Origin of the sequence: Musicola paradisiaca NCPPB 2511 (assembly GCF_000400505.1) — a bacterium.
Taxonomy (GTDB): Bacteria; Pseudomonadota; Gammaproteobacteria; order Enterobacterales; family Enterobacteriaceae; genus Musicola; species Musicola paradisiaca.
This window is the reverse complement of record NZ_CM001857.1, coordinates 702,580-717,152: the sequence shown is the minus strand read 5'-3', so window position 1 is coordinate 717,152 and position 14,573 is coordinate 702,580. Positions and strand designations below refer to the sequence as shown.

Below are 14,573 nucleotides of genomic sequence, written 5' to 3'. Positions count from 1 at the left end.
TTTTACCGCACCTTGAGCGTAACCAGTCCAATAAGCACCAGCATCAGCGAAATAATCCAGAAGCGCACGATCACCCGCGGCTCCGGCCACCCTTTAAGCTCGTAATGGTGATGAATCGGCGCCATGCGGAAAATCCGCTGGCCCCGCAGCTTAAAGGATCCCACCTGCAAAATGACGGACAGCGTTTCCACCACAAATACGCCGCCCATGATGACCAACAGAAACTCCTGGCGAAGCAGCACGGCGATGGTGCCCAGCGCGCCGCCCAGCGCCAGCGAACCCACATCCCCCATAAAAACCTGCGCCGGGTAGGTGTTAAACCATAAGAATCCCAGACCGGCGCCGACGATGGCGGTACAGACCACCACCAGTTCGCTGGCGTGGCGGATGTACGGAATATGCAGATAGCTGGCGAAATTCATGTTGCCGGTAGCCCAGGCCACCAATGCGAACCCTCCCGCAACGAATACCGTCGGCATAATCGCCAGGCCATCAAGACCATCGGTCAGATTCACCGCATTACTGGTGCCGACAATCACAAAATAGGCCAGCACGATATAAAACAAGCCCAACTGCGGCATCACATCTTTGAAGAACGGCACCACCAATTGCGTAGCGGGCGTGCCCTTGCCAATCGCATACATGGAAAACGCCACCACCAGCGCCAGCAACGACTGCCAGAAATACTTCCAGCGAGCGATAAGCCCCCGGGTGTCCTTGCGCACGACCTTGCGGTAGTCATCCACAAAACCGACGATGCCGTAGCCCAGCAGCACCAGCAGCACGCACCAGACATACGGGTTGGAGAGATTCACCCACAGCAATACCGAAATCACGATGGACGCCAGAATCATCACCCCGCCCATGGTCGGCGTACCGCGCTTGCTAAAGTGAGACTCAGGCCCTTCGCTGCGAACGACTTGACCTATCTGCAACCGCTGCAGCCATGCGATCAGATGCGGCCCCATCCACAGGGAAATAATCAGTGCGGTCAGCAGGCTGACAATGGCCCGGAACGTCAAATAGGAAAAGACGTTAAAGCCGGAATAAATTTTGACCAGATGCTCGGCCAGCCAAACTAACATGTTGCATGCTCCTGTAATGCACGTACTACCTGTTCCATCGCCGCGCTGCGTGAACCTTTAATCAAAACGGTGATGGTGTTGTGTTCCGCCACCAACGCCCGCAAACGGGCCGTCAGGGCAGTCTTGTTATCAAAATGCTCGCCGACGCCGCTGGCCTCGCCAATCAGCGCACTCAACGTCCCCACGCTCAGCACTTTATCGATGCCGGCCAGTTTCGCCGCCGCACCCACCTGACGATGGCAGGCTTCAGCCTCCTGCCCCAATTCGGCCATATCGCCGACGACCATCACCTGGTATCCCGGCATTTCAGCCAATACCTGAGCAGCGGCCGTCATCGAACCGACATTGGCGTTATAGCTGTCGTCCAGCAGACGCTTCCCGGGCGCCAGCAGAATCGGGAACAAGCGCCCCGGTACGGCCTGCAACCGGGATAGCCCGAGTTTAACCGCCTCGAGAGACGCACCGACGGAAATCGCCAGCGCGGTGGCTGCCAGCGCATTGGCGATATTGTGGCGCCCCGGCAACGGCAGAGTGACGTCTACCTGACCGACCGGCGTATGCAGTGTAAATGCCGTACCGAGATCCGCGGCACGCACATCACTGGCCAGGAAATCGGCCGATGATGCCGGCTGCGAAGAAAAACGCCACAGCGTCTTGCCGGCCAGAGACGGCTGCCAGCGGGCGATATCGTTACTGTCCGCATTGATGATGCCGACGCCGTTTTCCGGCAACCCATCGAAGATCTCGCCTTTGGCTTGCGCCACCCCGGCCAGAGAACCGAATCCTTCCAGATGCGCCGCCGCGATGTTGTTCACCAACGCGGTTTCCGGCTTCACCAGCTCGGTGGTATAGGCGATTTCGCCAATATGATTGGCGCCAAGCTCTATCACGGCGAAATCATGTTCGGGCGCCAGACGCAATAACGTCAACGGCACGCCGATGTCGTTATTAAAATTACCCGCGGTATACAGCACGTTGCCGCACTGACGCAAAATCGACGCCGTCATTTCCTTGACCGATGTCTTACCGGAAGAACCGGTGAGCGCAACAACGCGCGCGTGAGACTGGCTGCGCACCCAGGCCGCCAGCGCGCCCAGCGCCAGCCGGGTATCCGCCACCACCAGTTGAGGAACCTCAATAGGTAAGCGCTTGCAGACCACCAACGCCCCGGCGCCGCCGGCAACAGCGTCAGCAGCGTAGTCATGCGCATCAAAATTTTCCCCGCGCAGCGCGACGAACAGACAACCTGCCGTCAATTTGCGGGTATCCGTGGAAACCTCGCCGATGGTGAGATTTTCACCCACCAACCGGGCGCCAAGCACTTCGGCCAACTGTTGCAACGGGACGCGGATCATACGATAACCCCCAGTAGCCGTGCGACAGTGATGCGATCTGAATAATCCAACCGCTCATTGCCTACTAACTGATAATCTTCATGCCCTTTGCCTGCGACCAGGACTACATCGTCGGCGGCAGCCTGCATGATTGCGCTGGTCACTGCCTCCGCCCGTCCTGCGATCGCCTGCACTCTCCCGGCATCCAGCAACCCGCTCAGAATATCGCTTACGATCGCCTGAGGATCCTCGCTGCGCGGGTTATCGTCCGTGACGATAACCCGGTCGGCCAGTTGTTCCGCAATCGCCCCCATAAGTGGGCGCTTACCTTTATCGCGATCGCCGCCGCAACCGAATACGCACCACAGCTTGCCGTGACAATGTAAACGGGCCGCCTCCAGCGCTTTTTCCAATGCATCAGGCGTATGGGCGTAATCCACCACGACGGTCGGCCGGCCATCGGCAACAAAAACCTCCATTCTACCGCATACCGGCTGTAGCGTAGAACCGGTGATAACCAGTTGTTCCAGCGGATACCCCAGCGACAGCAACGTCGCCAGCGACAACAACAGGTTACTGACATTGAACGCGCCCATCAGGCTGCTGTCGATGACACCTTGCCCCCATGAGGAATCGAAGTGCACCGTAAAACCGCTGTTGTGATAGTCAACCCGCGTAGCCTTCAGCCACTGCCGACGCGCAGCGCCGATATCGCCGCGAACGGACACGGCGACGGCATCAGGCAAACGTTCGAGCCAGCGGCGCCCTACCTCGTCATCGGCGTTAATCACAGCCTGACCAACGCGATGTTCGGAAAACAGGCGCCACTTGGCGGCTTCATAGCCCGCCATATCGCCGTGATAATCCAGATGATCACGGCTCAGGTTGGTGAAAGCAGCAGCGGCGAACGACACATCCTCGACACGATGCTGCACCAGCCCGTGAGACGAAACCTCCATCGCCGCCACCTGAGCACCCTGAGCGACAAACTGGCTCAATACCTGCTGCACATCCACTGCAGACCCGGTGGTGTTCTCGGCCGGCGTCACATGCCCTAACAACCCGTTGCCCACGGTTCCCATCACCGCGCTGGTCTTTCCCAACGCCTGCGTCCACTGCGCCAGCAACTGCGCCGTGGTGGTTTTGCCATTCGTTCCCGTTACACCGATGAGCTGCAGTGTGTCAGACGGATGCTGATAAAAACGCCCGGCCAGAGCAGACAAGCGCTGGTTCAAATCGTCGAGATAGACCACGGGGACGCCATGCAGCTCACAGCAGGTTCCGTTTGGCGACGCGGCATCGGCCTGCGCTACAATAGCCGCGACGCCCTGCGCGATCGCCTGCGGAATATAGTGCCGCCCATCCGTTTTGTGGCCGACGACCGCGACAAACAGATCCCCGGCAGCCGCTACACGGCTGTCTAATGTCATTTCCCGCAGCGCACGCTCCGGTGCATTTGCCACCCACGGAGCCAGCAAGTCGCGCAAGTTACGATCTGCCACCTGAACCCTCTTTTCTGTTAATCACGTATTCGCTTTTGTCACCGGTCGCCAACGCATCGGGCTCGATATTCATGGTGCGCAGCACGCCCCCCATGATGGCTCCGAACACCGGCGCCGATACCGCACCGCCGTAATATTTGCCCGCCTGGGGATCGTTGATGACCACAACCAGCGCGAAACGAGGATTGCTGGCGGGCGCCACCCCGGCGGTATAGGCGATATATTTGTTAATGTATTTGCCGTCCGGGCCGACTTTTTTCGCCGTACCGGTTTTGATAGCAATACGATACCCTTTAACAGCGGCTTTGGTTCCGCCGCCGCCAGGCAGCGCCACGCTCTCCATCATGTGCACCACGGTGCGGACAATCTGCTCGGAAAATATGCGCTCCCCCGGCACCGGAGGATCGACTTTAGTAATGGAAAGCGGACGGTAAATACCGAAGCTACCGATGGTGGCGTACATCCGCGCCAGTTGCAGCGGCGTCACCATCAGGCCATATCCGAATGAAAAGGTAGCGCGTTCAATATCCGACCAACGTTGACGGTTGGGAAACAACCCCAGACTTTCACCAACCAACCCTAGATTGGTCGCTTTACCGAGGCCGAAACGAGAGTAAGTATCCACTACCGCGGCAGCAGGCATCGCCAGAGCCAGATGCGACACCCCGACGTTACTGGATTTCTGCAGCACGCCCGTCAGCGTCAGTTCGCTGTTGCGCGCAACGTCCTTGATCTCATGCCCATTGATGTAATACGGCAACGTATTGAGTACCGCATTTTCCTTCACGACGTTACGCTGCAGCGCCGTCATCACCACCATCGGCTTCACGGTCGAACCGGGTTCGAAAATATCAGTAATGGCGCGGTTACGGATCACGTCGGTCGGCGTGCCCGTCAGGTTGTTCGGGTTGTAGGACGGGCTGTTGGCCATCGCCAGCACTTCGCCGGTATTCACATCCACCAGCACGGCGGTGCCGGATTCGGCCTTGTTGAAGGCTACGGCGTTGTTCAGTTCGCGATAGACCAGCGCCTGTAACCGCTCGTCGATACTGAGCACCAGATTATGCGCGGCCTGGCTGTCCACCGATGAAATATCCTCGATCACCCGCCCGAATCGATCCTTACGTACCGTGCGCTCCCCCGGCCTGCCGGTCAGCCAGCGATCGAAGCTTTTTTCAATGCCTTCAATGCCCTGCCCGTCAATATTAGTAAAACCGATAAGATGGGAAGTCACCTGCCCAGAGGGATAATAACGACGAGATTCCTGACGCAGGTTGATGCCGGGCAGCTTCAATTTATGGATATACTCGCCGATCGCCGGATTAACCTGACGCGCGAGATAAACAAAGCGTCCGTCTGGATTGGCGTTAATCTTCGCCGCGATCTGATCCAACGGGATACCCAGCGCATCAGCCAGCGCCTTCCAGCGCGTATCCAGCGAGATGCCGCCATGATCGTTCAGATCTTTCGGATCGGCCCAGACGGCATTGACCGGTACGCTGACCGCCAACGGACGACCGGCACGGTCGCTGATCATGCCCCGCGCAGTCGGAATTTCCTGCACGCGCAGCGAACGCATATCGCCTTCGCGCACCAGCTTATCGGGCGCGATCACCTGCAGATAGGCGGTACGCATCATCAATCCAACCAGGCATAGCAAAATACCGCCGCAAAGCAACGCAAAACGCCAGCTGACAAAGCTGGCATGCTCTTCCTGACGCTTCAATTTTCCTGGGCGCGCGGCTTTCATCGTTTAGCGATACCTATTCAATCATTGTTGCTTAACCACAATATTTTCCTGTGAAGGATCGACATGCACCATATGAAGCTTTTCTGTAGCAATTTGTTCCACGCGGCTGTGATCGCCCAGCGCGTTCTCCTCAAGAATGAGGTTGCGCCATTCAATATCCAGCGCATCACGTTCCAGCAACAGCCTTTCGCGCTCCGCCGTCAACAAACGTGTCCGGTGCGCAGTCGTCACCACCAGGATCGCGGAGACCAGCACGGCAATCAGCAACAGCATCGGCAACTTGCCATAACGCAGCAAATCGCCGCCAATCACCACCCCGAGAGAGTGGCGCTCATTGCCGATCACGCAGGTAATCTCTCGGCAAAACGCAAGACGGAACTACGCGCCCTCGGGTTTTCCCCGACTTCGCTTTCCGAAGGCATCATTTTCCCGACCGCCTTCAGCGTGCGTCCCCCCTGGCTCTTCAACTGAGCCTCCGTCAGCGGCAACCCGGCAGGCACCTGGGGCCCGCGACTATGCTGGCGGATAAAACGTTTCACAATGCGATCTTCCAGCGAATGAAAGCTGATAACCGATAAGCGGCCATGTGGAGCCAACACTTGCAGAGCGCCTTCCAAAGCTCGCTCAATCTCGTCCAATTCGCTGTTGATATAAATCCGGATGGCCTGAAAGGAACGTGTCGCCGGGTGTTTGTGTTTTTCGCGGATCGGGCAAGCAGCAGCGATCAACTCCGCCAACGCTTTAGTACGAGTCAACGGTTCAACGCGATTACGCTCCACAATTGCGCGTGCGATACGTTTGGCAAAACGCTCCTCGCCAAAGGTTTTCAGCACCCACGCGATGTCGTCGGCCTCTGCGTTCATCAACCATTCAGCCGCAGAAACGCCGCGAGAGGGATCCATGCGCATATCCAGCGGCCCATCGCGCATGAATGAGAATCCGCGTTCAGGATCATCAAGCTGAGGAGAAGAAACACCCAAATCTAACAAGATACCGTCGATCCGACCGACAAGACCACGTTCGGCGACATAATCGGCCAATGACGAAAACGGGCCGTGAATAATTGAAAAACGCGCATCATGAATCGCGCTTGCCGCGGACACGGCCTGAGGATCGCGATCGATCGCCAACAGCTGACCGTCCGTTCCAAGATGGGACAGAATAAGACGGGAGTGGCCGCCGCGGCCAAACGTACCGTCGATATAGATACCGTTACTGCGGATATTCAGACCGTTGACAGCCTCATCCAGCAGTACGGTGGTATGTTTAAACGTTTCTGCCATGGCTATAGTGATAAATCCTGCAATCGCTCAGACAACGGTTCCTGAGATGATTGCGTAGCGTCCATGTCCTCCTTGACTTGCCGATACCAGGTCTGTTCATCCCACAGTTCAAACTTGTTGAACTGACCGACCAGCATCACTTCTTTTGTCAATCCTGCGTGTTGCCTAAGGGTCGGAGCAATCAGCAATCGCCCGGCCCCATCCATCTGGCACTCGCTCGCGTGCCCTAACAACAACCGCTGAACACGGCGTTCCGCAGGATGCATACTCGACAGGCGGGAAAGTTTCTGCTCGATAAGTTCCCACTCAGGCAGAAGATAAAGCAGCAGACAGGGCTGATGGAGGTCAATGGTACATACCATTTGCCCTTGAGCTTCCTCGTTCAGTAATTCCCGATAACGGGTAGGTACGGCAAGCCGTCCTTTACTGTCGAGGTTTACCAGCGTAGCCCCACGAAACATGACAGTATTTAGCCCTTCATGATCTTCTTTACCACTTTATCCCACAAAATCCCACGTCTCAAAGTTTACGGAGGGGATGAAAAGCTTGTCAAGCCAGTACAAACGGGCCGGGGAATTATTCTTGCTTTAATTGGAAGGAAAAAAGCCGACACAAAAAACACCCACGAAAAAATAATGACGAGTAATAACGTGATTATTTAAGTAAAATTAATGACTTTTAAGAAAGCGCTCTAAGATATAGGTTTTTTAATTACGCGCAATATTATTTTTCCTGACACAAATCGATACGTATTTCACAAATATCAGCGAATTCTTAGAAAGATTTTTTTGTTTGATTTTTAAACGTTTTTTTAAATTCATATCCTGATTATCAGTATAAATACCGGTCATATTCTTTTTATTGATATCTGCTTCTCATTTTTTTACTGCAATCACATCAATGAATTACTTCAATTTACGTTATATATCCATAATCGAAACATAATCGACAAATTTGCTAACAATGCCGCCTAAATACTGTTTGAATTCACAGTATATTGCGGTGAAAAATATTTCTCGAAAAATCCTGTTTTCGCCTCCACTTCTGCTCATTCTCTCGCCTCATTGCTTCCCCTTTATCCGTATAAAAACACAACGCATTGTTTTTAAAAAACTTTAATCCATAAGAAATGATAATTGCACGTAAAAAGTATTCTATGCCCATAAAGTCACGATAATGAACAAAAAACACACAAAAATAAAAATTTTAAGCTACTTATTAAACATCATTCAGACATGTAAACTATATAAAAGCTAAAAACACAAAACTAAAAACCAAATAATCGCATCATTAATAAACGTATCATCTAGTAAAGTGGAGAAAAATATGCCCCCCTTGCTTTATCGCTTGCGCAGTGTCCTGGCGGATACTGTTGCAATGGTGATTTATTGCTTCATTACCGGTATGGCGGTAGAAATGCTGCTTTCTGAAATGACGTTTCAGCAATCGCTGTCCTCCCGATTACTCTCCATTCCTGTCAATATCGTTATTGCCTGGCCTTATGGGCTTTACCGGGATCGCATTGTGGCGTTGTTATTAAAATGGGGAAAAAACAAGCATGGGATAAGAAATCTGGCCGACCTGTTTGCCTACGTGAGTTTTCAGTCCCCCGTGTATGCCGCAATACTGTGGGCAATTGGCGCCGACTTGTCTCAAATCGTAAGAGCTGTGGGTAGTAATGCTATTATTTCAATGTTAATGGGCGTGGTGTACGGTTATTTCCTGGAATATTGTCGTCATCTTTTCCGCGTACCGGTTCTAAACCGTCAACGAATTGGCAGTAATTAAGGGAAAGAATTAGCAGATGGGTATATATAATATACGGGAAAAAATAGGAATGCTCTTATCACGTTGGAAATCTCCACGATTTCCAACGTGCCGCAGAAATCTACCGACGATTCAAAAATCCGCGACGATATAAATTACGCCGAATCCGATATAGCCCCGGCTTAGGTTTACGGGGTTCGTCCAGGCTCGCCAGCACCAACTCCAATACCCGTTCTGCGACTTCGCGATGACGCTGTGCGACGGCCAGCACCTGGCATTCCAGGAAATCCAGCAGTTCGTTATCACCAAACGTGGCGATAGCCAGATTGTTGGGCAGGCGTCCGCTTTGCTTCAACGTCACATCCATCACCCCTTGCAACAACGGGAAAGAGGTCGTGAACAACGCCTCCGGCATAGGGTGATCTTTCAGGTAATCCGCGAATCTCGCCGCCGCTGCGCTGCGCTCATAACTATTGGCATAGACGAACGACACCTTACGCGGATCGTCGGCCCAGGCGCTGCGAAACCCCTGCTCACGCAGGAAACTTACGGACAACTCAGGCAGCGCACCCAGATAGAGCACAGATTCGGCGGGGACTTTACGCAGTTCTTGCGCCAGCATCTCGGCATCTTCCATATCCGCGCCAACCACGCTGGCAAAGTGCTCGCGATCCAGCGCGCGATCCAGCGCAATCACCGGTAAGGGGTCATTCGCCCAACGCTGATAAAACGGATGTTCCGGCGGTAGTGCCGTCGACACAATGATTGCATCCACCTGCCGTTGCAGCAGATGCTCGATACAACGCATTTCATTATCAGGCTGATCTTCGGAGCAGGCGATAAGTAGCTGATAGCCTCGCTGGCGGGCCTGACGCTCCAGATAATTGGCAATACGGGTATAACTGGTGTTCTCCAGATCGGGGATCACCAACCCGATGGATCGGGTGCGCCCGGCACGCAAACCTGCAGCCACAGCATTCGGATGATAATTATGCTCTCTGACCACAGCCATAACCTTCTCAACGGTTTTATCGCTGACGCGATACTGTTTTGCCTTTCCGTTGATAACGTAACTGGCGGTGGTACGCGAAACGCCCGCAAGACGCGCGATTTCATCCAGTTTCACTGGTAACCCCTTAATAAGCCGGATAAAAGAATGAAGTGATAACCATGTATTAGCCATGGATATAATACCGATCTAACCGCAGAAAACACTGACGGGCAACCGCTTTTATGACTTAATTAATTCATAAAGAGACCGGAGATCCGCATAATTATCGAACCTCCGGCGCTTATCAGTAAACCGCTAACGACGTTCGAGACAAAAGGGGCTGATCCAGATAACGTACCGTTCAGCGCATCACGCGATCACCGCGGGAAACACCGACAATCCCTGAACGAACGACTTCAACAATTTCAGCAACTTCACGCACAGTATTAAGAAATGCGTCCAGCTTATCGCTGGCTCCCGCGAGCTGAACGGTATACAGCGAGGGCGTCACATCAATGATTTGGCCGCGGAAAATCTCAGTGGTACGTTTGACCTCCTCCCGGCCATAACCGGTCGCCTGAATCTTCACCAGCATCAGTTCGCGCTCGACATAAGCCCCTTGCCCCAGCTCACTGACGCGCAGAACGTCCACCAACTTGTGCAATTGCTTTTCGATCTGCTCCAGAACCTTCTCATCCCCAACCGTCTGGATCGTCATACGCGACAGCGTAGGATCGTCCGTCGGCGCGACCGTGAGGCTTTCAATATTATAACCACGCTGAGAAAACAAGCCGACCACGCGCGACAGAGCACCTGATTCGTTTTCCAGCAATACCGATAAAATCCGACGCATGATCAGGTCCTCTCCGTCTTGCTTAACCACATTTCATCCATTCCGCCGCCACGGATCTGCATAGGGTAGACATGCTCGCTGCTGTCCACCCGAACATCCACAAACACCAACCGGTTTTTCTGCGCCAGCGCTGCTTGCAGCTTCGGCTCCAGCTCTTCCGGCTTATCGATGGCGATCCCCACATGACCGTAGGCTTCCGCCAGACGAACAAAATCAGGCAGAGATTCCATATAAGAACTGGAGTGGCGACCGGAATAGATCATGTCCTGCCACTGCTTCACCATTCCCAGGAAACGGTTGTTAAGATTCACAACCACAATAGGCAGGTCATACTGCAATGCGGTGGACAACTCCTGAATATTCATCTGGATACTACCGTCACCGGTCACACAAACCACCGTTTCTTCCGGCAATGCCAGTTTGATGCCCAATGCCGCAGGCAGACCGAACCCCATCGTGCCCAACCCACCGGAATTGACCCAGCGTCGCGGCAGATCGAACGGATAATACAGTGCGGCAAACATCTGGTGCTGACCGACATCAGAGGCAACATAAGCCTTACCCTGCGTCAGGCGGTGCAACGTCTCGATGACAGCCTGAGGTTTAATGGTGTCCCCTTCGGGGTTGTATTTCAGGCATTGGCGGGCGCGCCATTGCTCGATACGCTGCCACCAATCGCGCAATGTATCAAAATTCTGTTGCGCTTCCCCGCCCTGAGCCAACAGTTCCAGCATCAACCCGAGTACCTGGCGAGCATCGCCGACGATGGGAATATCCGCCGCCACCGTTTTGGAAATGGAAGTAGGATCGATGTCGATATGCAACACCGTGGCATTCGGGCAGTATTTCGCCAGATTATTGGTGGTGCGATCGTCAAAACGCACGCCGACGGCGAAAATCACATCCGCATTGTGCATCGCCATATTGGCTTCGTAAGTACCGTGCATACCCAGCATCCCCAGACTCTGGCGATGCGTGCCAGGGAAACCGCCCAGCCCCATCAATGACTCGGCGACCGGCAAATTCAATTTTTCCACCAGCTCACGCAATTCCTGATGGCAGCCTGCATTAATAACGCCGCCCCCGGCATAAACCACAGGGCGCTCCGCCGCCAGCAACGTCTGCAATGCACGTTTCACCTGCCCTTTATGCCCCTGAACAGTCGGGTTGTAGGAACGCATGGCAACGTGATCGGGATAAGCGTAAGGCAGTTTTTTCGCCGGATTGAGAATATCTTTCGGCAGATCCACCACGACAGGGCCGGGACGCCCGCTGGCTGCCAGATAGAAGGCCTTTTTGAGTACGGTGGGAATGTCTTCCGTCTGCTTGACCAGATAGCTGTGTTTCACCACCGGCCGGGAAATCCCGACCATGTCACACTCCTGAAACGCATCATAACCAATCAACGAGGTAGCGACCTGGCCGGAAATCACCACCAACGGGATGGAGTCCATGTAAGCCGTGGCGATACCGGTAATGGCGTTGGTCGCCCCCGGCCCCGAAGTCACCAACACGACGCCCACCTCGCCCGTGGCACGGGCATACCCGTCCGCCATATGTACCGCGCCTTGTTCATGACGCACCAGAATATGCTCTATGCCGCCAACCGTATGCAGGGCATCGTAAATATCCAGCACCGCGCCGCCTGGATAGCCGAACACGTGCTTAACGCCCTGATCGATCAACGATCGGATCACCATTTCGGCGCCTGACAACATCTCCATGGGTTTGCCTCTTCTGTTCAGATGCGAATTGCTTCCGTTTAACGCGGGATACCCCGCCTAACGTTATATTTCGATATAACTTATTAACATAACGCCAGATTATAGTGCAGGCAAACGCTTGCCCACAGGTCTAGGCGCTTCATTTCGGTAAACGAACTGTTAAAGGGGAAACGACTGAGATAAAACGCTAAAGAGTGCGCGCCGGGTTGGGAATTATGCCGCGGCGCCCATTGATTAAAGTGTGAAATATCGACGACGAATTTCTATGGTTCGACGGCGGAGCGATCACTCCGCGTACATTGCGTCGATTTCAGGCTGATAACGCTGATGGATGACTTTACGACGCAGTTTTAATGTCGGCGTCAGTTCGCCGTCTTCCATGCTAAACGGCGCGGGCAGAAGGGTAAATTTCTTCACTTGTTCGAAACGTGCGAACTCCTTCTGCATCTCCTGCAAACGTTGTTCAAACAATTCCAAAATATGATTGTGGCGCAAGAGATCCAACCGATCCTGATAGCGAAGATTGATGGAGCGGGCGTACTCCTCTAAAGCCTCGAAACACGGCACAATCAGGGCCGAGACATATTTGCGCGCATCCGCAATCACCGCCACCTGCTCGATATAGCGATCTTGCCCCAAGGTGCCTTCCAGACATTGAGGGGCAATATATTTTCCGCCGGAGGTCTTCATCAGATCCTTGATGCGTTCGGTAATAAACAGATTTCCCCGTTCGTCCAGTTCGCCTGCATCACCCGTTTTAAACCAGCCATCTGGCGTAAAGGCTGCGGCGGTCTCTTCCGGACGATGAAAATAGCCGCGCATCACCGTAGCGCCCCGCACCTGAATTTCACTCTCCTCGCCGATACGAACCTCGATACCGGGCAACGGCGTCCCCACCGACATCAGAGAGATCGCCTCATGCTCCCAGCAGGATACCGTCGCGCAGGTTTCCGTCAGGCCATATCCGTAAACGATGCGGACGCCTATCGACTGAAAAAAGGCGATGATATTACCGTCAAGACGAGCGCCCGCCGCTGGCAGGAAGCGAACCCGACCACCGAGCAATTGCCGCAGGCGCTGCAATACCAGCCGGTCGGCGATTCTATGCGCGGCGCGGCCCCAGAAGCCGACACGTCTACCGGCTTGCCGGCGGGCATGCAGATGACGCCCTCGTTCCAGCGCCCAGCGGAACAGCAGGCGACGATGCCACGGCGCCTGCGCCACTTTCTCGTGAATACCGCAGTACACCTTTTCGTAAAAGCGCGGCACCGCACACATCAACGTCGGCGACACCGCTTCCATGGTGGCCCGAACCTGATTGGTATCGCTCAGGTACACATTCAGCGCACCACAGTGCATGATGAAAAAACTCCATGCCCGTTCAAATACGTGGGACAACGGCAAAAAGCACAGGGAAACATCCTGGTCAGAGACGTCAAGCCGTTCATCATGCAGCTTAAGTTGAGTCGCCATGTTGGCGTAATCCAGCATCACGCCTTTAGGCTCGCCGGTCGTTCCTGAGGTATAAATCAGTGTAAACAGATCATTCAAATCGCGTTCGTCAATACGCCGTTGCAGCTCAGGCAGCCAAACCGCCTCATCCGCCGATGCTTCAAACTCCCGCAAATACACCGCAATATCGCATCCACGACGCCGAATATTGTCATCCAGCAGAATGATATGGCGAAGTTGAGGACAGGCCTCGCGTAGCGACATCAAGGTATCGAACTGCGCCTGCCCGCCGACAAAAACCGTGCGAATATCCGCATCGTTGAGAATGAATGCCGCCTGCCCCACCGAACTGGTGGCATACAGCGGCACCGTAATTGCCCGCAAATGTAACAAGGCCAGATCCGCCAGCGACCAGTTGATCCCGTTATCCGAGAAAATAGCCACCCGTTCCTGCACTTCGATCCCCAATGCCAGCAATCCGCAGGCGATACGGTTGACTCGCTCTCCGACCTGCCGCCAGACCAAATGCAGTTCACGTTCGGGATCCCATTCCCGAAACGCCGGCGCATCAGATCGAACAGCGACCTGATGCTGAATACGTTGAACCAGATGATAGTGTGATAATGGATGTTTACTCATGAAGTGCGGGCCAGAAAATTTCAGCGAACAGGTGTACGTTTCTGGGCAGGAGTCTACCGTGAGCGCATTCTGGTGGAAAGCGCTTTCCCCGGTTTCCACTTGCGAAATGTGACGGCTGAAGCGTCTTTGACCCGGTTCTTCTCGCCAATCCGTGGTTGACATCCCTCCGTGAATCAAGTACCAATAACGCCAG

12 protein-coding genes are annotated in these 14,573 nt (G+C 54.2%); 1 reads left to right on the top strand and 11 read right to left on the bottom strand.

Features of this window, described 5'->3' with window-relative positions:
• Positions 1-2: 2 nt before the first annotated feature.
• The 7 genes from mraY to mraZ are packed head-to-tail and all read right to left on the bottom strand — an operon-like array spanning position 3 to position 7,415.
• Positions 3-1,085, bottom strand: a complete 1,083-nt coding sequence (gene mraY, locus DPA2511_RS03340; protein ID WP_012764275.1) for a phospho-N-acetylmuramoyl-pentapeptide-transferase — start codon at positions 1,083-1,085, stop codon at positions 3-5.
• A complete protein-coding gene (gene murF / locus DPA2511_RS03335) occupies positions 1,079-2,440 on the bottom strand; it encodes a UDP-N-acetylmuramoyl-tripeptide--D-alanyl-D-alanine ligase (RefSeq protein WP_012764274.1) in 1,362 nt (453 codons plus the stop codon). The genes mraY and murF overlap by 7 nt, the downstream gene beginning before the upstream one ends.
• Complete coding sequence (murE, locus tag DPA2511_RS03330) at positions 2,437-3,921, bottom strand: UDP-N-acetylmuramoyl-L-alanyl-D-glutamate--2,6-diaminopimelate ligase (RefSeq protein WP_012764273.1); 1,485 nt, start codon at positions 3,919-3,921, stop codon at positions 2,437-2,439. Before murE ends, murF begins: the two co-directional genes overlap by 4 nt.
• Positions 3,908-5,671: a peptidoglycan glycosyltransferase FtsI gene (locus tag DPA2511_RS03325; RefSeq protein ID WP_012764272.1), complete on the bottom strand. Its 1,764-nt coding sequence runs from the start codon at positions 5,669-5,671 to the stop codon at positions 3,908-3,910. Before DPA2511_RS03325 ends, murE begins: the two co-directional genes overlap by 14 nt.
• Before the next feature lie 21 nt (positions 5,672-5,692).
• The gene (gene ftsL / locus DPA2511_RS03320; RefSeq protein ID WP_012764271.1) at positions 5,693-6,016 is read right to left on the bottom strand and encodes a cell division protein FtsL; all 324 of its coding nucleotides are present in this window, start codon (positions 6,014-6,016) and stop codon (positions 5,693-5,695) included.
• Positions 6,013-6,954: a 16S rRNA (cytosine(1402)-N(4))-methyltransferase RsmH gene (rsmH, locus tag DPA2511_RS03315; protein ID WP_012764270.1), complete on the bottom strand. Its 942-nt coding sequence runs from the start codon at positions 6,952-6,954 to the stop codon at positions 6,013-6,015. The genes ftsL and rsmH overlap by 4 nt, the downstream gene beginning before the upstream one ends.
• Positions 6,955-6,956: 2 nt before the next feature.
• The gene (gene mraZ, locus DPA2511_RS03310) at positions 6,957-7,415 is read right to left on the bottom strand and encodes a division/cell wall cluster transcriptional repressor MraZ (RefSeq protein WP_012764269.1); all 459 of its coding nucleotides are present in this window, start codon (positions 7,413-7,415) and stop codon (positions 6,957-6,959) included.
• A gap of 865 nt (positions 7,416-8,280) precedes the next feature.
• On the opposite strand from mraZ, the gene DPA2511_RS03290 reads away from it, so the two are divergent.
• The gene (locus DPA2511_RS03290; RefSeq protein WP_012764267.1) at positions 8,281-8,742 is read left to right on the top strand and encodes an L-alanine exporter AlaE; all 462 of its coding nucleotides are present in this window, start codon (positions 8,281-8,283) and stop codon (positions 8,740-8,742) included.
• 100 nt (positions 8,743-8,842) lie between these two features.
• On the opposite strand, the gene cra is transcribed toward DPA2511_RS03290, so the two are convergent.
• From cra to DPA2511_RS03270, 4 genes are all read right to left on the bottom strand, one after another.
• Complete coding sequence (cra, locus tag DPA2511_RS03285) at positions 8,843-9,847, bottom strand: catabolite repressor/activator (RefSeq protein WP_012764266.1); 1,005 nt, start codon at positions 9,845-9,847, stop codon at positions 8,843-8,845.
• A 226-nt stretch (positions 9,848-10,073) separates the two neighbouring features.
• On the bottom strand, positions 10,074-10,565 hold the full coding sequence (gene ilvN / locus DPA2511_RS03280) for an acetolactate synthase small subunit (protein ID WP_012764265.1): 492 nt from the start codon (positions 10,563-10,565) through the stop codon (positions 10,074-10,076).
• 2 nt (positions 10,566-10,567) lie between these two features.
• Entirely contained in the window at positions 10,568-12,289 is a 1,722-nt protein-coding gene (gene ilvI, locus DPA2511_RS03275) for an acetolactate synthase 3 large subunit (RefSeq protein ID WP_012764264.1), read from the bottom strand.
• 285 nt (positions 12,290-12,574) lie between these two features.
• Positions 12,575-14,380: an AMP-dependent synthetase/ligase gene (locus tag DPA2511_RS03270; RefSeq protein WP_012764263.1), complete on the bottom strand. Its 1,806-nt coding sequence runs from the start codon at positions 14,378-14,380 to the stop codon at positions 12,575-12,577.
• Between the last annotated feature and the right edge of the window lie 193 nt (positions 14,381-14,573).